This is a genomic window from Pseudomonas sp. BYT-1, from assembly GCF_023611805.1.
GTDB lineage: Bacteria > Pseudomonadota > Gammaproteobacteria > Pseudomonadales > Pseudomonadaceae > Aquipseudomonas > Aquipseudomonas guariconensis.
On the sequence record NZ_CP072559.1, the window covers coordinates 1,166,614 to 1,191,413 of the forward strand.

The window sequence follows — 24,800 nt, forward strand, 5'->3', positions numbered from 1 at the left end:
TGAGAGCTAAGTGGTGGACGACGAGACGTTCATCGGCGGCAGGTACTCATGGCCTACGGGGTAGTGCTGCCCGATGCGGTCGCGATAATAGCATTCTAGTGTCCGTACGACGGTGCGGAAAGCCAACTCGTTCCAGGGAATTTCATGTTCCTCGAACAAGCGCACCTCCAGGCTCTCGACGCCAACGGCAAAATCCAGGTCAGCCAGCTCGGCGCGGAAGAATACATGTACCTGGTCGATGTGAGGCAGGTCGAACAACTGGTACAGGCTCATCTGCCCAACCCGGGCGCAGGCTTCCTCGACGGTTTCGCGTCGGGCGGCCGCATCGAGGGTTTCACCGTTCTCCATGAACCCGGCGGGCAGCGTCCAGAACCCCCGGCGCGGTTCGATCGCCCGTCGACAGAGGAGCACTTGGCTGCCCCAGGTGGGGAGCACGCCAGCAACGATGTTGGGGTTCTGGTAATGAATGGTATGGCAATGCTCGCAGACATACCGCAGGCGGCTGTCGCCCTCGGGGATCCGCTGAATGACCGCCTGGCCGCACGCGCTGCAGAATTTCATGCTGTTCTTCCCTTTATCTGCAGCTATCTTGGCGTGCCGGCCCTGCGCTGCGCAAGCGGCCTGCTGGCGGGGCTTGGGTGCTTCACGGCTTTGGTGCATCATGCAGGGCAGGCCTTGGAATCGAGAGAGTGCAATGCTGGACGAGCTTCTTCGCCGAATGAGCAATCACACCCCCACGTCACTGGAAACCGACCGGCGTTTCCCCGAGGCGGCGGTGCTCTTGCCCATCACGCGTAGCGAAGAGCCCGAGCTGGTGCTGACCCTGCGGGCCAAAGGGCTTTCCACCCATGGAGGCGAGGTGGCCTTCCCCGGTGGTAGACGCGACCCGGAGGATCCGGACCTGGTGTTCACCGCCCTGCGCGAGGCCGAGGAGGAAATCGGTCTGCCGCCGGGACTGGTGGAAGTCATCGGTCCGCTGAGCCCGGTGATCTCCCTGCATGGCCTTAAAGTGACGCCATTCGTCGGGATCATCCCCGATTATGTCGAATACCGTGCCAACGACGCGGAGATCGCCGCTGTGTTCACGGTTCCGCTGGCGTTTTTCCGCCAGGACCCGCGCGACCATACCCACCGTATCGACTACCAAGGGCGCAGTTGGTACGTGCCGGCCTACCGCTACGGCGAGTACAAGATCTGGGGGTTGTCGGCGATCATGATCGTCGAACTGGTCAATGTGCTGTTCGACGCTGGCATCAGCCTGCACCAGCCCCCTGAGCGCTATACCCAGATCTGAGCGGGGCCCAACCCGCCATCTGCCTTCAACCGTGAGGAGCAAGACATGAAATACCGCCTGGGCGACCTGCGGGTCGAGACCCATCCCACCAGTTGGGCCGCCCCCAATGCCACCCTGATCGGCAAGGTGCGCCTGCAGGCCGGGGCCAGTGTCTGGTTCGGCGCGGTGCTGCGCGGCGACAACGAACTGATCGACATCGGCGAAGGCAGCAACGTCCAGGATGGCACGGTGATGCACACCGACATGGGCTCGCCGCTGACCCTCGGCAAGGGCGTGACCGTCGGCCATAACGCGATGCTCCATGGCTGCACGGTGGGCGATCACAGCCTGATCGGTATCAATGCCGTGATTCTCAATGGCGCGCGCATCGGCAAGCATTGCATCATCGGCGCCAACGCACTGATTCCTGAGGGTAAGGAAATTCCGGACGGCTCGCTGGTCATGGGTTCGCCAGGCAAGGTGGTGCGCGAGTTGACCGAGGCGCAGAAGCGCATGCTCGAAGCCAGCGCCGCACATTATGTCCATAATGCCGAGCGCTACGCGCGCGAGCTGGCCCCCCAGGATGACTGACATGCAGAACGCCGAACGCCCGGTCGCCTCGCCGTGCGTCAATGTCTGTGCGCTGGACGAGCAGGACATCTGCGTCGGTTGCCAGCGCACGGTGAGCGAGATCACCCGCTGGTCGCGCATGAGCAACGACGAGCGCCGTCAGGTGCTGGTGCTGTGCCACGAGCGGGCGGTGGCGTCAGGCTTGATCATCGGGTCGGGGCTGTAGTTGACTCCAAAATCAAGTATTCTGTGCCGCTTGCCCAACGTGTGATCCCATGTTCTATCTCATTGCCTATATCAGTAGCGTAGTGCTGATCAACTACGCCTTTTCCAGTGCTCCGCACCTGGATGTGATCTGGTCCGCCTGGGGTGGGCTGGTGTTCATCCTGCGCGACATGGTGCAGACCCGCTATGGTCATGGCGCGTTGTTGGCCATGCTGGCGGCGTTGGTGCTGTCCTATGTCACCTCGGAGCCTGCCATTGCCCTGGCCAGTGCGACCGCGTTCTTCGTCTCCGAGCTGATCGACTGGCTGGTGTTCAGCATCACCCGTCGGCCGTTGCGTGACCGTCTATGGCTCAGCTCGGCCCTGAGCATTCCGGTGGACACCTTCATCTTCTTCGGCATGATCGGCGCCCTGACCCCGGCAGTGATCGGTACGGCTCTGGCGTCCAAGTTTGCCGGCGTCACTGCCGTGTGGCTGGCCATGGCCTGGCGCGCCCGACGCGAGGTCGTCGCAGGGTGATGTGATCGGGGTTGCGCAGCGGCCCCGGAATGCCTCGGCGGGTGTAGAATATCGGTCCTTTTTCAGCGGGCAGCAGCCAATCCGGCGCAGCCCCGGACGCCTTCGAGGACCTGAAATGACCCGTATCGGAACCCCATTGTCGCCCACCGCGACCCGTGTACTGCTGTGTGGCTGCGGCGAGTTGGGCAAGGAAGTGGTGATCGAGCTGCAGCGTCTGGGTGTCGAAGTCATCGCCGTGGACCGCTACGCCAATGCTCCCGCCATGCAGGTCGCGCACCGCAGCCACGTCATCAACATGCTCGATGGCGTTGCCCTGCGTGCGGTGATCGAAGCCGAAAAGCCGCACTACATCGTCCCTGAGATCGAAGCCATCGCCACCGCGACCCTGGTCGAGCTGGAGAACGAAGGCTTCAATGTCGTTCCCACCGCCCGCGCCACCCAGCTGACCATGAACCGTGAGGGCATTCGCCGGCTGGCCGCCGAAGAGCTGGACCTGCCGACCTCGCCCTACCATTTCGCCGATACCTTCGAAGACTACGCCAAGGCCGTCGCCGACCTGGGCTACCCCTGCGTGGTCAAGCCGGTGATGAGTTCCTCGGGCAAGGGGCAAAGCCTGCTGCGCAGCGATGCCGATCTGCAGAAGGCCTGGGACTATGCCCAGGAAGGCGGCCGCGCCGGCAAAGGCCGGGTGATCATCGAAGGTTTCATCGATTTCGAATACGAAATCACCCTGTTGACCGTGCGTCATGTAGGCGGCACCACCTTCCTCGCACCGGTCGGTCACCGTCAGGAGAAGGGCGACTATCAGGAATCCTGGCAGCCACAGGCCATGAGCCCGAAGGCCCTGGCCGAGTCCCAGCGCGTGGCTCAGGCGGTCACTGACGCCCTGGGCGGTCGTGGTCTGTTCGGCGTGGAGCTGTTCGTCAAGGGTGACCAAGTGTGGTTCAGCGAAGTCTCGCCGCGTCCCCACGATACCGGGCTGGTGACCCTGATTTCCCAGGACCTCTCGCAATTCGCCTTGCATGCTCGCGCGATTCTGGGTCTGCCGATCCCGGTAGTGCGTCAGTTCGGTCCGTCGGCTTCGGCGGTAATCTTGCCTGAAGGCCGGTCACAGCAGACCACCTTCGCCAACCTGGGTGCGGCCCTGAGCGAGCCCGATACCGCCATCCGCCTGTTCGGCAAGCCGGAAATCAATGGCCAACGTCGCATGGGCGTATGCCTGGCGCGTGACGAGTCGATCGAAGCGGCGCGGGCCAAAGCGACCCGGGCTGCCCAGGCGGTCACGGTCGAATTTTAAGCCATAAGCCTCAAGCCTCAAGCTGCAAGAAAAAGCAAATCCGCGCAGGCTTTGGCTTTTTCTTGCCGCTTGAAGCTTGCCGCTCCCCACTTACAGCTCTGTATTGCGTGTCTCTTTCAGGCACAAGACGGCGATCAGGCTGATCACCGCGGCTACCGACACATAGCCGCCCACCCAGCTCAATCCCCCCATGCTGACCAACTGTTGGGCAAAGAACGGTGCCGCTGAGGCGCCGATGATGCCGCCGAGGTTGTAGGCTGCCGAGGCGCCGGTGTAGCGCACATGGGTCGGGAACAGCTCAGGCAGCAATGCCCCCATCGGTGCGAAGGTCACGCCCATCAGGAACAGCTCGATGGCCAAAAACAGCGCAACGCCGGTGGTCGAGCCTGAGGTCAGCAGCGGCTCCATGGTGAATCCCGATGCAACCGCCAGCAGGCCGCCGACGATCAGCACCGGCTTGCGTCCATAGCGATCGCTCAGCCAGGCCGACAGCGGCGTGGCCAAGGCCATGAACACCACGGCAAAGCACAGCATGCCCAGGAAGCTCTCGCGGCTGTAGCCCAGGGTCGAGACCCCGTAGCTCAGGGAGAACACCGTGGAGATATAGAACAGCGCGTAGCACACAACCATCGCCGCCGCGCCCAGCAAGGTGGGCAGCCAGTACTTGGCGAACAGATCGACCACCGGCAGCTTCACCCGCTCGTGGCGTGCCACGGCTTTGGCGAATACCGGGCTCTCCTCGAGCTTCAGTCGCACGTACAGGCCGACGATCACCAGCGCGGCGCTGAGCAGGAACGGAATGCGCCAGCCCCAGTCACGGAATTGCTCGTCGCTGAGCACCAGCGCCAGGGTCAGGAACAGCCCATTGGCCGCCAGAAAACCGATGGAGGGGCCAAGCTGCGGGAACATGCCGAACCAGGCACGCTTGCCTTCAGGGGCGTTTTCGGTGGCCAACAGTGCCGCCCCGCCCCATTCGCCGCCCAGGCCCAGGCCTTGGCCGAAGCGCAGCAGGCAAAGGATGATCGGCGCCCAGACGCCGATGCTGTCATAGCCCGGAAGAACCCCGATCAGGGTGGTCGAAACGCCCATCAGCAGCAACGAGGCGACCAAGGTGGATTTGCGGCCGATACGGTCGCCGAAATGGCCGAACAGTGCCGAACCCAGCGGGCGGGCGAGGAAGGCGATACCGAAGGTCAGAAAGGCCGCGAGCATCTGCGCGGTGCCCGAACCCGACGGGAAGAACACCGGGCCGATCACCAGCGCGGCGGCGGTGGCGTAGACGTAGAAGTCGTAGAATTCGATGGCGGTGCCGATGAAGCTGGCGGTGGCCACACGGGCGGGGGAATTGACGGGGGCTGCCGAGGTGTCGGCGCAGGTACTGCTGATAGTCATGTTGTAGGTCCCTGACAGTCATTGCTCCCTATGGGCGGGTCGCTCCCTGCCAGGCAGGCATGGGCGTGCGGGCGCCGGAGCGTCATAGTGTGAGTCGCTCGACCGACGATAGCCCAAGGGTAGGGACGGGAGCGGGCTGTTCTGGGTGTCGAAGCAGGACCGCGGGGCGTGTCAGTGGAGCGCACCGGCCGTGTGGTGCCGGAAGCGGGTAGCAGGCGGGACGGCAGGGCTGGGTAAGCGTGACCGGAGTATAGCTATCGGGTCACGGTCCACACCAGTACCTTGCTGGCGCAATTGTCCTCTGTTTCGAGGATTTCCAGGCGATAGCGGCCAATCTTCAGGCATACAGCGCTTTCCGGAATGCTTTCCAGCGCCTCGGTGACCAGCCCGTTGAGGGTCTTCGGGCCACCGTCGCAGGGCAGGTGCCACCCCAGACTGCGGTTTATTTCGCGCAGCGAGGCGGTGCCTTCGATCACGTAGCGGCCGTCGGCCAGGGGGTGGACGTGCGGGTTTTCCAGCGAGTGCTCATCCTCGAACTCGCCGACGATCTCCTCGAGGATGTCCTCCAAGGTGACGATGCCTTGGACCTCTCCGTACTCGTCCACCACCACGCCCAGGCGTCTCTGCTGCTTGTGGAAGTTCAGCAACTGCCGTTGCAGCGGAGTGCTCTCGGGAACGAAGTAGGGTTCGTAGCAGGCCGCGCGCAGCGCCTGGAGGGTCAGCTCGCCATGGGGCAGCAGATGGCTGATCAGCTTGGTATTGAGGATGGCTTCGACCTGGTTGATATCACTGTGGTAGACCGGCAGGCGGGTATGGCGGCTGACGATCAGTTGTTCAGCGATCTGCTCGAGCGAGTCGTCCAGGTTGATGCCGTCCACTTCGTTGCGGGGCACCAGGATGTCGTTGACGGTGATCTTGTCTAGGGATTGCAGCCCTTCGAGCAGCCCTTGGCGTGGTGCTTCGTAGGGCTCTGGTTCGTCGAAATCATCGTGCTCCTGTGGGTGCAATGCCACGGCGGCGGGTTGCGCGCGCAATGGGCGAAGGATCAACTTGGCGCAGCCGTCGAGCACGCAGGCCAACGGTTGCAATGCGAGCAGAGGCCATCTGAGCAGGGGGCCGAGGTTGAGGAAGGCGTGCGGATTGCGTCGGGCGGCGCGCCTTGGCAGGTACTCGGCCAAGACCAACAGGGCGCCGCTTGCGGCAAGGCCCGCCAGCCAGAAGCCGTGTTCGCCGTTGTAGCGCTGGCCGATCAGGCAGGCCAGGCCAAGCACCAGCAGCTTGCCGAGGCCTGCGCAGAGCACCACGGCTTGGGCGGGCAGTGCGGGCTCGGCGCTGTCAGCAGAGCGCTGATGGCCGTTCAATTGCTGGCGGGCCGCGTCGACGGCGGTGAATAGCGCCGACCAGAGCAGCGCCAGTGCCAGAGTGCCGAATAGCGGAGCGTACGGCAGGGTGTCCATGGGCGGTCGTCAGATATGCAGAATGAATTCACGTACCAGCTTGCTGCCGAAATAGGCCAGCATCAGCAGGCAGAAACCGGCGAGGGTCCAGCGAATCGCCTTGTGGCCGCGCCAGCCCAGGCGGGTGCGTCCCCACAGCAGCAGGCCGAACACCACCCAGGCCACACAGGATAGCAGCGTCTTGTGCACCAGATGCTGGGCGAACAGGTTGTCCAGGAACAGCCAGCCGGACACCAGCGACAGCGACAGCAGACCCCAACCGGCCCAGAGGAAGCCGAACAGCAGGCTTTCCATGGTTTGCAGGGGCGGGAAGTTACGGATCAGCCCGGAAGGATGCTTGTGCTTTAGCTGGTAGTCCTGCAACAGCAGCAGCAGGGCCTGGAACACGGCAATGGTGAACAAGCCATAGGCCAGGATCGAGAGCAGGATATGCGCCAGGATCCCAGGCTCCTCATTGACCAGCGGTACGGTGCCGGGCGGGGCGAACTGGGCCAGCAGGGCGGTCACCGCGCCGAGCGGGAACAGCAGCATGAGCAGGTTTTCGACCGGGATGCGCAGGCAGGCCAGCAAGGTCAGCGCGATCACCGCGACGGCGATCAGACTGGCGGCGCTGAAGAAGTCGAGGCTAAGGCCCAGCGGGGTGATCAGCTGGAAGAACAGGGCGCTACCCTGGGCAATGACCGCAAGGGCACCGAGCAGACCGAGCAGCCGTTTGTCGGCGCGGCTGCCCTGGGCCAGGCGACTGCCTTGGTAGAGAGCGGCGGCGATGTAGAGGCCGGCGGCGAGCAGGTTGGGGATGAGGCTGGGGGAAGAGAGCATAAGTCCTGGTAGGCAAGCCCTAAAGGGACGGAGTTTGGCATAGATCCCGCCGCTCTAGGAAGACTGGAGACGGTAGGGCCTACCCCATCTGCAAGATTCCACAGGGCCGGCGCTGGCCTTGTAGGCGCGGGTTCGCCCGCGAACAAGTCACCTGGACCCCAGTGGTCAGCACCCAGGTGTGCGCCGCCCTCGCTCTTCGCTATAATCGCCGCCTTGCTGTGCCCAGCGCGTGTGCATATTCACCTGGGCGCCTGAAAAACCTCGGCTTCATTAGGGCCTGAAAGGATCACCATGTTCGAAAACCTGACCGACCGCCTGTCACAGACGCTGCGCCATGTCACCGGCAAGGCCAAGCTGACCGAAGACAACATCAAGGACACGCTGCGCGAAGTGCGCATGGCCCTGCTCGAGGCCGACGTCGCCCTGCCGGTGGTCAAGGATTTCGTCAACAGCGTCAAAGAGCGCGCGGTCGGCACCGAAGTGTCGCGCAGCCTGACCCCGGGCCAGGCGTTCGTGAAGATCGTCCAGGCCGAACTCGAAGGCCTGATGGGCGCGGCCAACGAAGACCTGGCGCTCAATGCCGCACCACCAGCCGTGGTGCTCATGGCCGGTCTGCAAGGTGCGGGTAAGACCACCACTGCCGGCAAGCTGGCGCGCTTCCTTAAAGAACGCAAGAAAAAGAGCGTGATGGTGGTCTCTGCCGACGTCTATCGTCCGGCAGCGATCAAACAGCTCGAAACCCTCGCCAATGACATCGGCGTGACCTTCTTCCCGTCGGACATCAGCCAGAAGCCTGTGGCCATTGCCGAGGCGGCGATCCGCGAAGCCAAGCTCAAGTACATCGATGTGGTCATCGTCGACACTGCAGGTCGTCTGCACATCGACGCCGACATGATGGACGAGATCAAGGCGCTGCACGCCGCGGTCAAGCCGGTCGAGACGCTGTTCGTGGTCGACGCCATGACCGGCCAGGACGCCGCTAACACCGCCAAGGCTTTCGGCGATGCCTTGCCGCTGACCGGTGTGGTGCTGACCAAGGTCGACGGTGACGCCCGTGGGGGGGCAGCCCTGTCGGTTCGCGCGATCACCGGCAAGCCGATCAAATTCATCGGTATGGGCGAGAAGACCGAAGCGCTCGAGCCCTTCCACCCTGACCGTATCGCCTCGCGCATCCTGGGCATGGGTGACGTGCTCAGCCTGATCGAACAGGCCGAGCAGAACATCGACAAGGCCAAGGCCGACAAACTCGCCAAGAAGCTCAAGAAGGGCAAGGGCTTCGACCTCGAAGACTTCCGCGACCAACTGCAGCAGATGAAGAACATGGGCGGCCTGGGCGGCCTGATGGACAAGCTGCCGAGCATCGGTGGGGTCAACCTGTCGCAAATGGGCAATGCCCAGGGTGCGGCCGAGAAGCAGTTCAAGCAGATGGAAGCGATCATCGACTCCATGACCCCTGCCGAGCGTCGCGACCCGGAAATCATCAGCGGTTCGCGCAAGCGCCGCATCGCCCTCGGCTCCGGCACCCAGGTGCAGGACGTCGGTCGGTTGATCAAGCAGCACAAGCAGATGCAGAAGATGATGAAGAAATTTTCCGCCAAGGGCGGCATGGCCAAGATGATGCGTGGCCTTGGCGGGATGCTGCCAGGTGGCGGCATGCCGAAGCTCTAATTCGATTCTGGGAGGTTGCCTTCTATCTATAGGCAGCTCTCCCGAAATCCCGCTTCGGCGGGAACGATGTCGCGAAATTCGCGGCTTAACCGGCAGATCTGAACGGTGTGGTAGCCCCGCGCCGAAAAAGGCATTTGCAAATGTCCGTGTATTCCCCGAGAATATGCGGCCTTTTGGGCACCCTGTGCCCATTTGGGCATTCAGATTTGCAGCACCGACTATAGGAACGATGTTCACATGGTAACCATCCGTCTTGCCCGTGGCGGCTCCAAGAAGCGCCCTTTCTATCACCTGACCGTGACCAACAGCCGTAACGCCCGTGACGGCCGTTTCGTTGAGCGCGTTGGCTTCTTCAACCCGGTTGCTTCCGGCGCTGAAGTCAAGCTGTCGGTCAATCAGGAACGCGTCAACTACTGGCTGAGCCAGGGCGCACAGCCGTCTGAGCGCGTTGCTCAGCTGCTGAAGGACGCTGCCAAGGCCGCTGCCTGAGCAGTATGAACGCGACGCCAGAAAACGCTGACGCTCTCATTGTCGTCGGCAAGATTTTTTCGGTTCACGGCGTTCGCGGCGAGGTGAAGGTGTATTCCTTTACCGATCCGATTGAAAACCTGTTGGATTATCCGCGCTGGACGCTTCGGCACGAAGGCAAGGTAAAACAGGTCGAGCTGGTCAACGGTCGTGGCTCCCAAAAGGGCCTGGTCGTGAAACTGAAGGGCCTTGATGATCGTGATGAAGCCCGTCTTCTGAGCGGTTATGAAATCTGCATTCCGCGGAGCCTTTTGCCCAACCTGGCCGCTGACGAGTACTACTGGTACCAGTTGGTAGGTCTGAAGGTCATCAATCAGGACGAACAACTGTTCGGCAAGATCGATCACCTGTTGGAGACCGGTGCGAACGATGTAATGGTGGTCAAGCCTTGCGCAGGCAGCCTGGATGATCGCGAGCGACTGTTGCCCTATACGGAGCAATGCGTGCTGGCAGTCGACCTGGAAGCAGGTGTGATGCGGGTCGAGTGGGACGCGGATTTCTAAACGATGGGTAACCTTCGCGTAGAAGTCGTCACGTTGTTCCCCGAGATGTTCTCGGCCATCACGGAGTACGGCATTACCAGCCGCGCGGTGAAACAGGGGTTGCTGCAAGTGACCTGCTGGAACCCGCGGGACTACACCACTGATCGTCACCACACGGTGGATGATCGGCCGTTTGGCGGTGGTCCGGGCATGGTGATGAAGATCAAGCCTCTGGAAGACGCCCTGGCCAGCGCCAGGCAAGCGACCGGAGCATCGGCGAAGGTGATTTACCTCTCGCCACAAGGCCGCAAGCTGACCCAGCAGGCGGTCAAAGACTTGGCGCAACAGGAATCGTTGATCCTGATCGCCGGTCGTTACGAAGGCATTGACGAGCGTTTTATCGAGGCTCATGTCGATGAAGAGTGGTCGATTGGTGACTATGTGCTTTCCGGTGGCGAGCTGCCGGCCATGGTACTGATCGATGCGGTTACGCGACTGCTGCCCGGAGCTTTAGGGCATGTGGACTCGGCGGAGGAAGACTCCTTCACCGACGGTCTGCTCGACTGCCCGCACTACACCCGACCGGAGGTGTATGCGGATCAGCGCGTTCCCGACGTGTTGCTTAGTGGCAACCATGCACACATCCGGCGTTGGCGATTGAAGCAGTCCCTTGGTAGGACCTTCGAACGACGCGCCGATCTTCTGGAAAGTCGCTCGCTTTCTGGAGAAGAGAAGAAGCTGCTCGAGGAATATCTCCGCGAGCGGGACGATAGTTAACGTATCGATGGTGGATCGAGTTATCCGCCTTAGGAGCACAGCATGACCAACAAGATCATCCAGCAGCTCGAAGCCGAGCAGATGAACAAGGAAATCCCAACCTTCGCACCAGGCGACACCATTGTCGTCCAGGTTAAAGTGAAGGAAGGTGACCGTTCCCGTCTGCAGGCGTTCGAAGGTGTCGTTATCGCCAAGCGCAACCGCGGTCTGAACAGCGCCTTCACCGTGCGCAAGATCTCCAGCGGCGTTGGCGTAGAGCGTACCTTCCAGACCTACAGCCCGCAGATCGACAGCCTGTCCGTGAAACGTCGTGGTGACGTGCGTAAGGCCAAGCTGTACTACCTGCGCGACCTGTCCGGCAAAGCCGCTCGCATCAAGGAAAAACTGGCCTGAGTGCCGTTTGACCGGTGGCCCCAGTGGCCACCTTGCGAGAAAAAAAGCAGCCTTCGGGCTGCTTTTTTGCTTTTTGAATTTCTGTATTGGCGGTGTGAGCTTCTTCACGGGTAAACCTGCCCCCACCACGATTGCGCCAACCCTGTGGAATCAGGGCTCCCCGCGAATCAGGCGACACCGCTTTCAAGCCCCTGCGACAAGAGCCCTTCATGACCACCCCTCGAGATCAGGAAATCCAGCGCCGCACCGAACTGTCGGTGACCCGCGTGACCAAGGCTGTCTTCCCCAGCACCACCAACCACCACAACACCCTGTTCGGCGGTACTGCGCTGGCCTGGATGGACGAAGTGTCGTTCATCGCCGCCACGCGGTTCTGTCGTTTGCCGCTGGTGACCGTGTCGACCGACCGCATCGACTTCAAACACCCGATTCCTGCGGGCTCGATCGTCGAGCTGGTGGGGACGGTGATCAAGGTCGGCAATACCAGCCTGCAGGTACAGGTGGATGTCTTTGTCGAGAACATGTACCTGGATGGCCGCGAACGGGCCATCCATGGTGTGTTCAGCTTCGTCGCCATCGATGAGGACAAGCGGCCGGTGCCCGTGCTTCCCGCTCACTGATCCACGGTCTGCGCCTCGACCTTGGTAGTCGTCTCCAGGTCTGCCTCCACCAGTGCCACCAAGGTCCAGCCAGGCTGGGGCTTGAGAGGGGAGTCCGGGCTGGCGACATGGACCCAGCCGTTGCTGTCACGGGCGAAAAGCAAGGTTGCGCGTTCGCCATGCAGCGCTTGGTAGTCCTGCCAGTTGAAACTGTCGGTCAGGTGGGTGCTGTACAGCTCGGCGCCTTGATGCAGGCGATTGGCCAGTTGCCCATAGGTCATCGTGCTCGAACCGAGCAGCTGGCCGCGATGCTCCTCGCTGGCACGGTGCTTGTCGCTGCGCTGCTTTTCCAGGCCACTGGCCAATACGAACAATCGATTGTGGCCAAAGTCATGACGAAAGCGTGCGCAGGCTAGGGCGTTGAGTTCACCGGCGGGCGAAAGGCCCAGCAGATGGCCCAGGCCGACCAGGTCCAGGTGGGCGTCGGCGTGCTGAGACGCTGGGTTGCCGAAGTAAGTCGGCAGCCCATCCATGCGCGCGGCGCGGATATTCTCCCAGCTCGAATCGGTCAGTAACACCCGGCTGCCCAATTGCTGCAAGGCCTTTGCAATGGCGCGGGCTGGCGGGTTGGCGCCGACGATGAGAAAGCCGCTTGGGGCAGGCTCGGCCACCCTGAGCAGACGGGCCAGTGGCCTTGCGGTGGCGCTTTGCAAAACCACAGTGCCGATGATGACCGCGAAGGTCAAAGGGACGAGCAGCAGTGCCCCCTCGTGGCCGGCTTCATCCAGGCGAATGGCGAAGATCGCCGAAACGGCTGCTGCGACAATGCCCCGTGGCGCGATCCAGGCCAGCAGCAGGCGCTCGCGCCAGTTCAGGTTCGAGCCCCAGGTAGACAACAAGACATTGAGCGGCCGGGCCAGCAACTGGATGACCAGCAGCAATGCCAGCACCGCTGGGCCCAGTGCCAGCAGTGCATGCAGGTCGAGGCGGGCGGCCAGCAGAATGAACAGCCCGGAGATCAACAGCACGCTGAGGTTTTCCTTGAAGTGCAGGATCTGCCGCACATCCACGCCGGGCATGTTGGCCAGCCACATACCCATGACCGTCACGGCCAGCAGTCCCGACTCATGGACGATCTGGTTGGCGGCGATGAAGATGCCCAGCACCGCTGCCAGCGACGCCAGATTGTGCAGGTACTCTGGCAGCCATTGCGCGCGCATGATCTGGCCCAGCAGCCAGCCACCCGCGGCGCCCAGGGTACTGCCGCAGAAAATCACGCCGGCAAAGGTCACCAGGCTCTGACTCAGCCCGTCACCGTCGGTACGGGCGATGATGAAGCTATAGACCACCACTGCCAGCAGCGCACCGATCGGATCGATGACGATCCCTTCCCAGCGCAGGATATTGGCGATTGCAGCCTTGGGTCGCACCACTCGCAGCATTGGTACGATCACGGTCGGGCCTGTGACCAGGGTAAGGGTGCCGAAGAGGATCGCCAGGGGCCACTCGAAGCCCAGTAACCAGTGGGTGGCGAGGGCGATCACCAGCCAGGTGCTCAAGGCACCCACCGTCACCAGTCGATGCACCACGCTGCCGATCTCGCGCCATTGGGACAAGTGCAGGGTCAGGCTGCCCTCGAACAGGATCAGGGCTACGGCCAGGGACACCAGTGGCATCAGCAGCGGGCCGAACAGTTGCTGCGGCGATAACCAGCCCAGCACGGGCCCGGCCAGAATTCCACACAGCAGCAGAAAGAGTATCGCTGGCAGTTTCAGGCGCCAGGCCAGCCATTGGCAGGCAAGGGCGGCCGCGCCGATGCCACCGAAACTCAGGAGAATCTGCTGTTCGCTCATATGGGCTCCCTATGCCATCGTTGTTATGAAAGACTAAGCGCCATTGCACCGTTTGCCACCGAGTTTTCATGCCCGCTCTCGACCATCCCCTGATCGACCAGTTTCTTGATGCCCTCTGGCTGGAAAAAGGCCTGTCCGACAACACCCGCGTCTCCTATCGCAGCGACTTGGCGTTGTTCAACGGCTGGCTGCAAGAGCGCGGCGTGGCTTTGCCTGATGCTGGCCGTGACCTGATTCTGGACCATCTGGCCTGGCGCCTGGAGGAAGGCTACAAGCCGCGCTCCACGGCACGCTTTCTCTCCGGTCTGCGTGGCTTCTTCCGGTATCTGCTGCGAGAAAAGCTGGTAGGCGTCGACCCGACCCTGCAAGTGGAAATGCCGCTATTGGGGCGACCATTGCCCAAATCCTTGTCGGAGGACGATGTCGAGGCCCTGTTGCAGGCGCCGGACCTGGCCGAAGCCATCGGTCAGCGCGACCGGGCCATGCTTGAAGTGCTCTATGCCTGTGGCCTGCGAGTGACCGAACTGGTCAGCCTGACCCTCGATCAGGTCAACCTGCGCCAGGGGGTTCTGCGGGTGATGGGCAAGGGCAGCAAGGAGCGCTTGGTGCCGATGGGCGAAGAGGCGGTGATCTGGCTCGAACGCTACTTGCGCGACGGCCGCAACGACCTGTTGAACGGGCGCCCGAGCGATGTGCTGTTCCCCAGCCAGCGCGGGGAGCAGATGACCCGCCAAACCTTCTGGCACCGCATCAAGCATCAGGCGCGGGTTGCCGGCATCGACAAACCGCTGTCGCCGCATACCTTGCGCCACGCTTTTGCCACGCATTTGCTCAATCATGGGGCCGACTTGCGTGTGGTGCAGATGTTGCTCGGTCACAGTGACTTGTCCACCACCCAGATCTATACCCATGTCGCAAAGGCACGGTTGCAGCAGCTGCATGCCCAGCACCATCCTCGTGGATGAATGATTTTCATGTTCCGACCTATGGAGGTTGAGAGGGCATTTAGCATCAGCCTGTTGTGGTAGGCTTGGACGGTTTGCATCAAGGGCCGTCCACTCGCCGCGTTTTTGCCGCGGATCGACATCCTCCGGCCCCGTCCGCCTTCAGGAGTACCCCATGCGCGTGACCCAGATTTTCGCCGCCGCCGCCCTGGCGTTGGCCAGTACTTTTGCCGTCGCCGCGGCCACCGATGCCAGCGCCGGTGCCGAGCAGGCCATTCGTAATACCCTCAAGACCCTTGCGCTGGAAGTGCCAGTCGAAAGCGTCGCCAGCAGCCCGGTCAACGGCCTGTATGAAGTCAAGCTGCAAGGTGGTCGTGTCCTGTATGCCAGTGGCGATGGCCAGTTCGTGATGCAGGGGTACCTGTACCAGATCCAGGATGGCAAGCCGGTCAACCTCACCGAGAAGACCGAACGCCAGGGCATCGCCAAGCTCATCAACGGCATTCCAGCTGCCGAAATGGTGGTTTATCCTGCCAAGGGCGAGACCAAGTCGCATATCACCGTCTTCACCGACACCACCTGCCCGTATTGCCACAAATTGCATGCTGAAGTGCCGGAGCTCAATCGCCGCGGTATCGAGGTGCGCTATGTCGCCTTCCCGCGCCAGGGCCTCGGCTCGCCAGGTGACGAGCAGTTGCAGGCAGTCTGGTGCTCCAGTGACCGCCGCGCGGCGCTGGACAAGATGATCGATGGCAAGGAAATCAAGGCCGCCAAGTGCGCCAACCCGGTCAGCAAGCAGTTCGAGCTCGGGCAGTCGATCGGCGTCAACGGCACGCCGGCGATCGTCCTGCAGAGCGGTCAGGTGATCCCGGGCTACCAGCCGGCACCGCAGGTCGCCAAGCTGGCCTTGGCCAGCGACGGCAAGGCTGCCAAGTAATTCAATCAGTACGCCGTCACCATGGGGAGACGGCATGTTTCACGGTCGGCGCAGGTGCCGGCCGTTCAATGGGGAGTTCACAGTGAAACCGGTCAAAGTAGGCATCTGTGGGTTGGGGACCGTCGGTGGCGGAACCTTCAATGTACTTCAGCGCAACGCCGAGGAGATTGCCCGCCGTGCCGGGCGCGGTATTGAAGTGGCACAGATCGCCATGCGCTCGCAGAACCCGAACTGCCAGATTACCGGTACCCCCATTACCGCTGATGTGTTCGAAGTCGCGAGCAACCCCGAGATCGATATCGTCATCGAACTGATCGGTGGCTACACCATCGCCCGCGACCTGGTCCTGAAGGCCATCGAGAACGGCAAGCACGTGGTCACTGCCAACAAGGCGCTGATTGCCGTGCATGGCAACGAGATCTTCGCCAAGGCCCGCGAGAAGGGCGTCATTGTTGCCTTCGAAGCAGCCGTGGCCGGCGGCATCCCGGTGATCAAGGCGATCCGCGAAGGCCTGTCTGCCAACCGCATCAACTGGCTGGCGGGCATCATCAACGGCACCGGCAACTTCATCCTCACCGAGATGCGTGACAAGGGCCGTGCCTTCCCCGACGTATTGGCCGAAGCCCAGGCCCTGGGTTACGCCGAAGCCGACCCGACCTTCGATGTCGAAGGTATCGATGCTGCCCACAAGCTGACCATCCTGGCCTCCATTGCCTTCGGCATTCCGCTGCAGTTCGACAAGGCCTACACCGAAGGCATCACCCAGCTGACCACCGCCGACGTCAATTACGCCGAGGCGCTGGGTTATCGCATCAAGCACCTGGGCGTGGCCCGCAGCACCGACGCTGGCATCGAGCTGCGTGTCCACCCGACCCTGATTCCCAATGATCGTCTGATCGCCAACGTCAATGGCGTGATGAACGCTGTCATGGTCAACGGTGATGCTGCCGGCTCCACCCTGTATTACGGCGCCGGCGCCGGCATGGAGCCGACCGCCTCTTCGGTGGTCGCCGACCTGGTCGATGTGGTCCGTGCCATGACCTCCGACCCCGAAAACCGCGTGCCACACCTGGCCTTCCAGCCCGACTCGCTGTCGGCTCACCCGATCCTGCCGATCGAAGCCTGTGAAAGTGCCTACTACCTGCGTATCCAGGCCAAGGACCACCCGGGCGTATTGGCTCAAGTGGCGAGCATCCTCTCCGAGCGTGGTATCAACATCGAGTCGATCATGCAGAAGGAAGCCGAGGAGCAGGACGGCCTGGTGCCGATGATCCTCCTGACCCACCGAGTGGTGGAAAAGCGCATCAACGACGCCATCGTCGCCCTGGAAGCTTTGCAGGACGTGGTCGGCAAAGTCGTGCGTATCCGCGTCGAACAGCTCAATTAAGCGGCAAGCTTCAGGCTGCAAGCTGCAAATGAAGGCAGTGCGGTGTTGAGGCTTCGAACAGAGTAAATTCGCGGCAAGGGCGAGACGCAAAGCACGAGAGCAACGCCGGTCGGCATCTCTTTTAGCTTGCATCTCAAACGTGCCGCTCAAACCAAAGGTTTGCACCCATGCGCTATATCAGTACCCGTGGCCAGGCACCGGCCCTGAATTTCGAAGACGTCCTGCTGGCGGGCCTCGCCAGCGATGGCGGTCTGTACGTGCCGGAGAACCTGCCACGCTTCACTCAGGAAGAGATCGCTTCCTGGGCTGGCCTGCCGTACCACGAGCTGGCTTTCCGGGTGATGCGCCCGTTCGTCGATGGCAGCATCGCTGACGCCGACTTCAAGAAGATTCTCGAAGAAACCTATGGTGAGTTCGCCCATGCCGCGGTGGCGCCGCTGCGCCAACTGGCGGGCAACGAGTGGGTGATGGAGCTGTTCCACGGCCCGACCCTGGCGTTCAAGGACTTCGCCCTGCAGTTGCTCGGCCGCCTGCTCGACCACGTCCTGGCCAAGCGCGGTGAACGCGTGGTGATCATCGGAGCCACCAGCGGTGACACCGGTTCGGCCGCCATCGAAGGTTGCCGCCGCTGCGACAACGTCGACATCTTCATCCTGCATCCGCACCAGCGTGTCTCGGAAGTGCAGCGTCGCCAGATGACGACCATCTTCGGCGACAACATCCACAACATCGCCATCGAAGGCAACTTCGACGACTGCCAGGAGATGGTCAAGGCCAGCTTCGCCGACCAGTCGTTCCTCAAGGGCACCCGTCTGGTGGCGGTGAACTCGATCAACTGGGCGCGGATCATGGCCCAGATCGTCTACTACTTCCATGCGGCGCTGCAGCTGGGCGGCCCGGCCCGTTCGGTGGCCTTCTCTGTGCCGACCGGCAACTTCGGCGATATCTTCGCTGGCTACCTGGCACGCAACATGGGCCTGCCGATCAGCCAACTGATCGTGGCGACCAACCGCAACGACATCCTGCATCGCTTCATGAGCGGTAACCAGTACGTCAAGGACACCTTGCACCCGACGCTGTCGCCGTCGATGGACATCATGGTCTCCTCCAACTTCGAACGCCTGCTGTTCGACCTGCACGGGCGCAGCGGCGCCGCCATCGCCGAGCTGATGGAGCGCTTCAAGCAGGGCGGCGGCTTCAGTGTCGAACAGGACCGTTGGACCGAGGCGCGCAAGCTGTTCGATTCGCTGGCCGTGACCGACGAGCAAACCTGCCAGACCATCGCCGAGGTGTTCGCCACCACCGGTGAGGTGCTCGATCCGCACACTGCGATCGGCGTCAAGGCCGCCCGTGAGTGCCGTCGCAGCCTGGATACGCCGATGGTTGTCCTGGGTACCGCGCATCCGGTCAAGTTCCCGGAAGCGGTGGAAAAGGCAGGCGTCGGCAAAGCCCTTGAGCTGCCAGCGCACCTGAGCGACCTGTTCAGCCGTGACGAACGCTGCACGGTTCTGGCCAACGATCTGAAGGCTGTCCAGGCATTCGTCGCCCAGCATGGCAACCGCGGTAAACCGCTCTAAGATTCAACCCGCTCGGGGTCGCGCAGCGGCCCCAGACGGTTTCCTACTCGTCTGCAAAAGATGAGTCAGATCTTTCTTTAGAAGCTTAAGTAATTTCCTATTCCAGCCGCCGCATGGGGCTTTTAGAGTGGCTCGCCCGTCCATATGGGCATAGTGCTACTCCAGGAGCGGTTCATGCATTGGCTCAACGTACTGATTCACGCACGACCTTCCCACGATATCTCGCTGCATCAGGCCTGCAATGCCCAAGGCGTCTTCAATGTGCGCGTGGCCCAGAACCTGGCCGAGGCAAAAGATTGTCTGGCTCAGCGGGGCATCATCGACCTGTTGATCCTCGATCACGGCTTGCCGGTACATTACGGGCGAACACTGCTCCGGCAGGTGGCGCAAGCGCAGCAACCCTGTGCATTGTTGTTCGTCGGACAATCGATCGACCATGACGAAGGCCTGGCCCGGGAGGCTAGGCGCCAGGGGGTTCGGGTTATCGGTGAGCTGTCCTGGCCGTTGGTGATGCCGAGGTTGCAGCGGGCGTTGGAGCGTATCCATCATGAAGTCGAGGGGCATATTCAAACTGTCATGTACCCCGCGCATGCTCACTGATACCGGCGCGGCATAAACGAACTTTGCAGGGCGTCTGGTGGTCAGTTCCGATAGGTTCCACGAACAGCGAGTACGCCGGATGGAAAGAATCTGCAAACTGCTCAACGACGCCTTGACCCCTTACCAAGCCCTGCTCGGCGAAACAGACGCCAGCGGCAACCGTCAACTGACCGTGATCGATCAACAGGGTGACGTGACACTCAGGCGTTCGGTCAGCCCGCATCAGCTCCAGGACCAGCGCCTACTGGTTGACTTGGTTGACGGCCTGCACCGAGACCTGCAAATCGTCGAGGGGCGTCTGCAACCCTGTGTAATCGCAGCCTTGCAGCATCAGCGAGCATTTTCCGGAACCTTTGCCTGAAGGTTTCGTCAGAATCCTTAAGAGCAGTTCGACAGCACTTGGCTCCGGTGCTCAAGGCTGTTCCGGAAAGTCCCCCTGACTTTCGTTCGACCCTGGGTGTTCCTTCCTGCGCCCGGGGTTTCTTTTTTTTAAGGCCAGTCGAGGCAGTTTCAGTACTTCTCGGCGCTTTCGGTCTGGGTGCCGAAAAAGTGCTGGCTATCGATCAAGTATTGTTCGTGCTCTTCCGGGGCCAGCCAGCGAGCATAAAACGCTGGCAGTGTCTCGCGACGCAGGGTGAGCAGCAGTTGGTCGATATGACGGACGGCCTCGCGTCCCAGAACCGTATCGGAGCAGCCCACATGCAGAAACTGGTAGCGGTTTACGCCCTGGATCGGGTGGAAGGCGTATTCATCCGGGTTGTTGCCCTGAGCCTGGATCAAGTAGCGGATTTCCGGCCAGTAGCCCAACACCAGCTGCAGACGGCCCAAGCGCTGCATCTGTAGCAAATTGGCGGTAGCTTCATTGCCGTAATGGCGGCTCAAGGCCGTGTCGGGTAGTTCTCGGAGGATTTCGTCGATTTGAACGCTGTAACTGCGTTCGGCGACGATGCCCAGCTTGAGTGGAGTCTGGCTGAGCAGGCTTTTGAGGTCGACCTGTTGGTTGTCGAGAAACGGGGCCAGGGCCGCCTGGTCTTGCTTGCGTATCACCAATCCGCTGCTCAATACCCCCAGCGAAGGGATGGAAAAGCGCACGAACTTGGCGCGCTCAGGCGTCCATAGCAGCGTCGGATCGCAGGTAAAGCTGGGCTCCTGGAGCATCTGCAGGCCCCGTGCACGGTTCACCCTGACGATACTGTGATCGTACTCAGGCATCTGCGCTATCAGCCGCGGCAGCAGGTTGTCAACGACACCCTGGCCTTTGGCCGTGCCTTCGAAGATGGTGAAAGGCGGCAGATCGCGCACCAGCCAGATCAAGCGCTCCTTGGACTGCCCCATGGTCGGCAACATCCCACACAGGATGATCAGCAGCCCAAGCAAGTGCCTGGCGATTGCGCGCATCGGTGGGCGTTCAGACCGCACCGGTTTCGCGCAGTCGACCGATGGCGGCGGCGTCGTAGCCCAAGCGCGTCAATACCGACTCGGTGTGTTCGCCGAGGGTCGGACCGACCCACTCGCTGGAGCCTGGCGTGGCCGAAAGCTTGGGAACGATGCCTGGCATCTTGAACGGCTTGCCATCGGGCAATTTGGCCTGGAGGAACATTTCGCGAGCCAGGTACTGTGGGTCGCTGAACATGTCTTCGGCCGAATAGATGCGGCTGGCTGGTACCTCGGCCTGGGTGAGGACCCGCATGACCTCTTCGAGCGGCAGGCTGTTGACCCAGCGGTCGATCACGCCGTACAGCTCGTCGCGGCGCAGGTCACGCCCGTCGTTGGTGGCTAGGTCTGGATCATTGGCCAGATCGTCGCGGCCAATGGCCTGCATAAAACGCTTGAAGATGGCATCGCCATTGGCGCCGATCTGCACATGCTTGCCGTCGGCGCTGGTGTGGATGGAGGAGGGCGTGATCCCGGGCATGATGTTGCCGGTGCGTTCGCGGATGAAGCCGAACACGTCGAACTCCGGCACCATGCTTTCCATCATCGCGAAGATGGCCTCGTACAGCGCTACGTCCACCACTTGCCCCTGACCCCCGTTGACCTCGCGGTGGCGCAAGGCCATCAACGCACCGATCACACCCCACAAGGCGGCGATCGAGTCGCCGATGGAGATGCCCGTGCGTACCGGTGGCCGGTCCTCGAAGCCTGTGATGTAACGCAGGCCGCCCATGGACTCACCGACCGCGCCGAAGCCGGGCTGGTCCTTCATCGGCCCCGTCTGGCCGAAGCCTGACAGACGCACCATGACCAGGCGCGGGTTGAGCGCGTGCAACACATCCCAGCCCAGGCCCAGTTTTTCCAGCACGCCCGGACGGAAGTTCTCGATCAGGATGTCCGCTTCGGCCAGCAGGCGCTTGAGCACTTCGCGGCCTTCGGGGTGCTTGAGGTTGAGCGTCAGCGATTGCTTGTTGCGCGCCTGGACGAACCACCACAGCGAAGTGCCCTCGTACAGCTTGCGCCACTTGCGCAGCGGGTCGCCGCCGTCGGGCGACTCGACCTTGATCACCTCGGCACCGAACTCGGCACAGATACGCGAGGCGAAGGGGCCGGCGATCAGGGTGCCGAGCTCGATCACTTTCAGGCCGGCGAGGGGTTTGCTTGGCGTGGGCATGGGGCATCCGTGGCAGCTGGGCTTAGCCCGTGGTTTTATCATAGGTCGTCGACGTCAGGTACTGCCGCGGCGCAACGAAGAGTGGGATCGGTTAGACTGTGTGACTTTTATTTCGCAAGAAGCCCCCGCCCATGGCCCAGCCGTCGACCACTTATAAGTTCGAACTGAATCTGACCGACCTCGACCGCGGTGTGTATGAGAACGTTCGTCAGACCATCGCCCGTCACCCATCGGAAACCGAGGAGCGCATGGCTGTACGCCTGTTGGCCTACGCGCTCTGGTACAACGAGAACCTGTCATTTGGCCGTGGTCTGTCCGACGTGGACGAAGCAGCCCTGTGGGAAAAGAGCCTGGACGACCGCGTCCTGCACTGGATCGAAGTGGGCCAACCGGACGCCGAGCGCCTGACCTGGTGCTCGCGTCGCACCGAGCGTACCAGTCTGCTGGCCTACGGCAGCCTGCGGGTGTGGCAGAACAAAGTGGTCGATGCGGTCAAGGGTCTGAAGAACCTCAGCATCGCCGCGGTTCCCCAGGACGTGCTGGAGATTCTGGCCACCGACATGCCCCGTTCGATCAAGTGGGACGTCATGATCAGTGAAGGCACCGTGTTCGTGACCGACGACCGTGGCCAGCACGAAGTGCAGCTGGAATGGCTGCTCGGTGAGCGTGGCTGACCTGTCCCCAACCTGACTGCCGAAGACCTCATGCGTATCGAACCCCGTCCCCTGCCACCGAGCCTGCCGTTCCTCGGTAACCTGCCCCCCTTGCTGACCCGCCTGTACGCCGCCCGTGGCGTGCAGTCCGAGGCCGAACTGGACAAGAGCCTGGCGCGCCTGCTGCCGTATCAACAGCTCAAGGGCATCGACGCGGCGGTGGACCTGTTGCTGGAGGCGCTGGACCAGCGCCAGCGTATTGTCATTGTCGGCGACTTCGATGCCGACGGGGCCACGGCCAGTACGGTCGGTGTGCTGGGGCTTCGCCTGCTGGGCGCGGCCCATGTCGATTACCTGGTGCCCAACCGTTTCAAGTACGGCTATGGCCTGACGCCTGAGATCGTCGAAGTGGCTTTGCAGGGGGAGCCACAACTGCTGATCACGGTGGACAACGGTATCTCCAGTGTCGAGGGCGTGGCAGCAGCCAAGGCCGCCGGGCTCAAGGTATTGGTGACCGACCATCACCTGCCGGGTGCGCAATTGCCCGATGCCGATGCCATCGTCAACCCGAACCAGCCAGGGTGCGATTTCCCCAGCAAGGCGCTGGCCGGCGTAGGGGTGATCTTCTACGTGCTCATGGCGCTGCGTGCTCGTCTTCGCGCCCTGGGGCGCTACGATCATCAGCCGCAGCCGAACATCGGTGAACTGCTTGACCTGGTGGCGCTGGGCAGTGTCGCTGACGTTGTCCCGCTGGACGCCAACAATCGCATTCTGGTGCACCAGGGTCTGGAGCGCATCCGTGCCGGCCGCGCCCGCCCCGGCCTGAAGGCCATCCTCGAAGTCGCCCGGCGCGATCATCGGCGCATCACCTCCACTGACCTGGGCTTCATCCTAGGGCCGCGCCTGAACGCCGCCGGCCGCCTGGACGATATGAGCCTGGGGATCGAATGCCTGCTCTGCGACGATCCGGTCGCGGCGCTGGAGATGGCCCAAGCGCTGGATGGCCTGAACCAGGACCGCAAGTCCATCGAGCAAGGCATGCAGCGTGAAGCGCTGGCCCAGCTCAAGGACCTGCCGGTCGAATCCATGCCTTATGGCCTGTGCCTGTTCGAGGCCGACTGGCACCAAGGCGTGATCGGCATCCTCGCCTCGCGCATGAAAGAGCGCTATCACCGCCCGACCATCGCCTTCGCCGATGTCGGCGATGGCATGCTCAAGGGGTCTGCGCGCTCGGTGCCGGGGTTCCATATTCGCGATGCGCTGGATGCGGTGGCGGCGCGTCAGCCGCACTTGATCAGCAAGTTCGGCGGGCACGCCATGGCGGCTGGCCTGTCACTGCCGGTGGAAAACTTCCAGGCGTTTGCCGCGGCCTTCGATGAGGAGGTTCGTCGGCATCTGGTGGCAGAGGATCTGACCGGGCGATTACTGTCTGACGGTACCCTCGCGGTCGAGGAGTTCCACCTGGACCTGGCCCGCGCTCTACGTCATGCGGGGCCTTGGGGGCAGCACTTTCCGGAGCCACTGTTCCATGGTGTGTTCCAACTGATCGAACAACGGGTGGTGGGCGAGCGGCATTTGAAGGTGGTGCTCAAGAGCGAGTGCGGCTCGCTCAAGCTCGATGGCATCGCCTTTGGCATCGATCGGGATGTCTGGCCGAATCCGACGGTGCGCTGGGTGGAGTTGGCCTACAAGCTGGATGTGAATGAGTTTCGGGGGAATGAGAGTGTGCAGTTGATGATTGCGCACATGGAGCCGCGGTGAGCTGGTTGTTGGTTGTTGGTTGTTGGTTGTTGGTTGTTGGTTTTGAGGTTTGTGGGCTTATCCGTTTGATTTGTCGACGCTGATTCACCTTTCCGCCCTTACGGCGGGTCACTTTTGGTCTTGGCCAAAAGTAACCAAAAGCCGCGCGCCCCTGCATCCGGCCCGGCGCTTCGCACCGGGTCCCCTCGCTGCGGTGTCTTACGGGGCCTCGCGGCCTCCGGCTGGCTGCGCCAGCCTCCATCTCGCGACTTCGGCTCACGCCGAAGGGCGCTGCGCGCCTGCCCCTACAGACACCTCCGCTCGGCCTGCTGATGGGGCGCAAGTTACGGGCGGCGCCTGGGCTGGCGTTGTTTCATTGAGTGGTTTTTGTGGTGAGCTTTTGGGCCATTCGCGGGTAAACCGGGGCGCCGAACCGCCGCTCACACAGGCTCACCGCAGCTCTTGAGAGCGGCGCTGTGCCTGTAGGAGCGGCGGTTCGGCGT

Annotated in this window: 26 protein-coding genes; 19 read left to right on the plus strand and 7 right to left on the minus strand. The window is 62.3% G+C overall.

The features are described 5' to 3' along the window. Window positions 1-6: 6 nt before the first annotated feature. Window positions 7-561: an NUDIX hydrolase gene (locus tag J5X93_RS05255; protein ID WP_043212441.1), complete on the minus strand. Its 555-nt coding sequence runs from the start codon at window positions 559-561 to the stop codon at window positions 7-9. 133 nt (window positions 562-694) lie between these two features. On the opposite strand from J5X93_RS05255, the gene J5X93_RS05260 reads away from it, so the two are divergent. The 5 genes from J5X93_RS05260 to purT all read left to right on the plus strand — a co-directional run bounded on the left by J5X93_RS05260 (window position 695) and on the right by purT (window position 3,883). After that, entirely contained in the window at window positions 695-1,294 is a 600-nt protein-coding gene (locus tag J5X93_RS05260; protein ID WP_070574714.1) for a CoA pyrophosphatase, read from the plus strand. A gap of 45 nt (window positions 1,295-1,339) precedes the next feature. Beyond that, complete coding sequence (locus tag J5X93_RS05265; protein ID WP_090346712.1) at window positions 1,340-1,864, plus strand: gamma carbonic anhydrase family protein; 525 nt, start codon at window positions 1,340-1,342, stop codon at window positions 1,862-1,864. Between the two features lies 1 nt (window position 1,865). Continuing rightward, window positions 1,866-2,069, plus strand: a complete 204-nt coding sequence (locus J5X93_RS05270; protein ID WP_090346714.1) for a DUF1289 domain-containing protein — start codon at window positions 1,866-1,868, stop codon at window positions 2,067-2,069. Between the two features lie 49 nt (window positions 2,070-2,118). Then, complete coding sequence (locus J5X93_RS05275) at window positions 2,119-2,586, plus strand: VUT family protein (RefSeq protein WP_043212443.1); 468 nt, start codon at window positions 2,119-2,121, stop codon at window positions 2,584-2,586. A 115-nt stretch (window positions 2,587-2,701) separates the two neighbouring features. Beyond that, complete coding sequence (gene purT, locus J5X93_RS05280) at window positions 2,702-3,883, plus strand: formate-dependent phosphoribosylglycinamide formyltransferase (RefSeq protein ID WP_043212445.1); 1,182 nt, start codon at window positions 2,702-2,704, stop codon at window positions 3,881-3,883. A gap of 90 nt (window positions 3,884-3,973) precedes the next feature. On the opposite strand, the gene J5X93_RS05285 is transcribed toward purT, so the two are convergent. From J5X93_RS05285 to J5X93_RS05295, 3 genes are all read right to left on the minus strand, one after another. Beyond that, a complete protein-coding gene (locus tag J5X93_RS05285; protein WP_250034536.1) occupies window positions 3,974-5,275 on the minus strand; it encodes an MFS transporter in 1,302 nt (433 codons plus the stop codon). Window positions 5,276-5,529: 254 nt separating this feature from the next. Next, window positions 5,530-6,732 carry a transporter associated domain-containing protein gene (locus J5X93_RS05290; RefSeq protein WP_102082419.1) on the minus strand — a complete coding sequence of 401 codons (1,203 nt, stop codon included), beginning with the start codon at window positions 6,730-6,732 and terminating at the stop codon, window positions 5,530-5,532. Between the two features lie 9 nt (window positions 6,733-6,741). Further along, on the minus strand, window positions 6,742-7,551 hold the full coding sequence (locus J5X93_RS05295; RefSeq protein WP_043212451.1) for a cytochrome C assembly family protein: 810 nt from the start codon (window positions 7,549-7,551) through the stop codon (window positions 6,742-6,744). Window positions 7,552-7,842: 291 nt separating this feature from the next. Between J5X93_RS05295 and ffh the strand changes: the two genes are divergently transcribed. From ffh to J5X93_RS05325, 6 genes are all read left to right on the plus strand, one after another. Continuing rightward, window positions 7,843-9,219: a signal recognition particle protein gene (gene ffh, locus J5X93_RS05300; protein WP_043212452.1), complete on the plus strand. Its 1,377-nt coding sequence runs from the start codon at window positions 7,843-7,845 to the stop codon at window positions 9,217-9,219. 237 nt (window positions 9,220-9,456) lie between these two features. After that, the gene (rpsP, locus tag J5X93_RS05305) at window positions 9,457-9,708 is read left to right on the plus strand and encodes a 30S ribosomal protein S16 (protein WP_043212455.1); all 252 of its coding nucleotides are present in this window, start codon (window positions 9,457-9,459) and stop codon (window positions 9,706-9,708) included. Between the two features lie 5 nt (window positions 9,709-9,713). Beyond that, a complete protein-coding gene (rimM, locus tag J5X93_RS05310) occupies window positions 9,714-10,250 on the plus strand; it encodes a ribosome maturation factor RimM (protein ID WP_070574704.1) in 537 nt (178 codons plus the stop codon). Between the two features lie 3 nt (window positions 10,251-10,253). After that, window positions 10,254-11,006, plus strand: coding sequence for a tRNA (guanosine(37)-N1)-methyltransferase TrmD (gene trmD / locus J5X93_RS05315; RefSeq protein ID WP_070093151.1), 753 nt, complete (start codon window positions 10,254-10,256; stop codon window positions 11,004-11,006). Window positions 11,007-11,048: 42 nt separating this feature from the next. Further along, window positions 11,049-11,399, plus strand: coding sequence for a 50S ribosomal protein L19 (gene rplS / locus J5X93_RS05320; RefSeq protein ID WP_043212460.1), 351 nt, complete (start codon window positions 11,049-11,051; stop codon window positions 11,397-11,399). Between the two features lie 209 nt (window positions 11,400-11,608). Beyond that, a complete protein-coding gene (locus tag J5X93_RS05325) occupies window positions 11,609-12,019 on the plus strand; it encodes an acyl-CoA thioesterase (RefSeq protein WP_070094672.1) in 411 nt (136 codons plus the stop codon). Here the strand turns inward: J5X93_RS05325 and J5X93_RS05330 are convergent. Continuing rightward, complete coding sequence (locus tag J5X93_RS05330; RefSeq protein WP_250034538.1) at window positions 12,013-13,851, minus strand: cation:proton antiporter; 1,839 nt, start codon at window positions 13,849-13,851, stop codon at window positions 12,013-12,015. The two genes, J5X93_RS05325 and J5X93_RS05330, sit on opposite strands and share 7 nt — an antisense overlap. 68 nt (window positions 13,852-13,919) lie before the next feature. Here J5X93_RS05330 and xerD point away from each other — a divergent pair, with 68 nt between their 5' ends. From xerD to J5X93_RS05360, 6 genes are all read left to right on the plus strand, one after another. Next, window positions 13,920-14,816: a site-specific tyrosine recombinase XerD gene (xerD, locus tag J5X93_RS05335; protein ID WP_043212466.1), complete on the plus strand. Its 897-nt coding sequence runs from the start codon at window positions 13,920-13,922 to the stop codon at window positions 14,814-14,816. 154 nt (window positions 14,817-14,970) lie between these two features. After that, the gene (locus J5X93_RS05340) at window positions 14,971-15,732 is read left to right on the plus strand and encodes a DsbC family protein (RefSeq protein WP_043212468.1); all 762 of its coding nucleotides are present in this window, start codon (window positions 14,971-14,973) and stop codon (window positions 15,730-15,732) included. Window positions 15,733-15,814: 82 nt separating this feature from the next. Beyond that, window positions 15,815-17,119 carry a homoserine dehydrogenase gene (locus J5X93_RS05345; protein ID WP_043212471.1) on the plus strand — a complete coding sequence of 435 codons (1,305 nt, stop codon included), beginning with the start codon at window positions 15,815-15,817 and terminating at the stop codon, window positions 17,117-17,119. Between the two features lie 167 nt (window positions 17,120-17,286). Continuing rightward, the gene (gene thrC / locus J5X93_RS05350; protein ID WP_043212473.1) at window positions 17,287-18,696 is read left to right on the plus strand and encodes a threonine synthase; all 1,410 of its coding nucleotides are present in this window, start codon (window positions 17,287-17,289) and stop codon (window positions 18,694-18,696) included. A gap of 174 nt (window positions 18,697-18,870) precedes the next feature. Next, window positions 18,871-19,296 carry a response regulator gene (locus tag J5X93_RS05355; protein ID WP_043212476.1) on the plus strand — a complete coding sequence of 142 codons (426 nt, stop codon included), beginning with the start codon at window positions 18,871-18,873 and terminating at the stop codon, window positions 19,294-19,296. A gap of 79 nt (window positions 19,297-19,375) precedes the next feature. Then, window positions 19,376-19,657, plus strand: a complete 282-nt coding sequence (locus J5X93_RS05360) for a DUF3509 domain-containing protein (RefSeq protein WP_250034540.1) — start codon at window positions 19,376-19,378, stop codon at window positions 19,655-19,657. Window positions 19,658-19,806: 149 nt separating this feature from the next. Here the strand turns inward: J5X93_RS05360 and J5X93_RS05365 are convergent, their stop codons facing one another. Both J5X93_RS05365 and J5X93_RS05370 read right to left on the minus strand, forming a co-directional pair. Further along, on the minus strand, window positions 19,807-20,694 hold the full coding sequence (locus J5X93_RS05365) for a TIGR02285 family protein (RefSeq protein WP_197853355.1): 888 nt from the start codon (window positions 20,692-20,694) through the stop codon (window positions 19,807-19,809). A gap of 10 nt (window positions 20,695-20,704) precedes the next feature. Next, the gene (locus J5X93_RS05370) at window positions 20,705-21,904 is read right to left on the minus strand and encodes a CaiB/BaiF CoA transferase family protein (RefSeq protein ID WP_250034542.1); all 1,200 of its coding nucleotides are present in this window, start codon (window positions 21,902-21,904) and stop codon (window positions 20,705-20,707) included. A 131-nt stretch (window positions 21,905-22,035) separates the two neighbouring features. Between J5X93_RS05370 and J5X93_RS05375 the strand changes: the two genes are divergently transcribed. Beyond that, window positions 22,036-22,578: a YaeQ family protein gene (locus J5X93_RS05375; RefSeq protein WP_043212483.1), complete on the plus strand. Its 543-nt coding sequence runs from the start codon at window positions 22,036-22,038 to the stop codon at window positions 22,576-22,578. Between the two features lie 30 nt (window positions 22,579-22,608). After that, a complete protein-coding gene (gene recJ, locus J5X93_RS05380) occupies window positions 22,609-24,318 on the plus strand; it encodes a single-stranded-DNA-specific exonuclease RecJ (RefSeq protein WP_250034544.1) in 1,710 nt (569 codons plus the stop codon). Window positions 24,319-24,800: the final 482 nt, after the last annotated feature.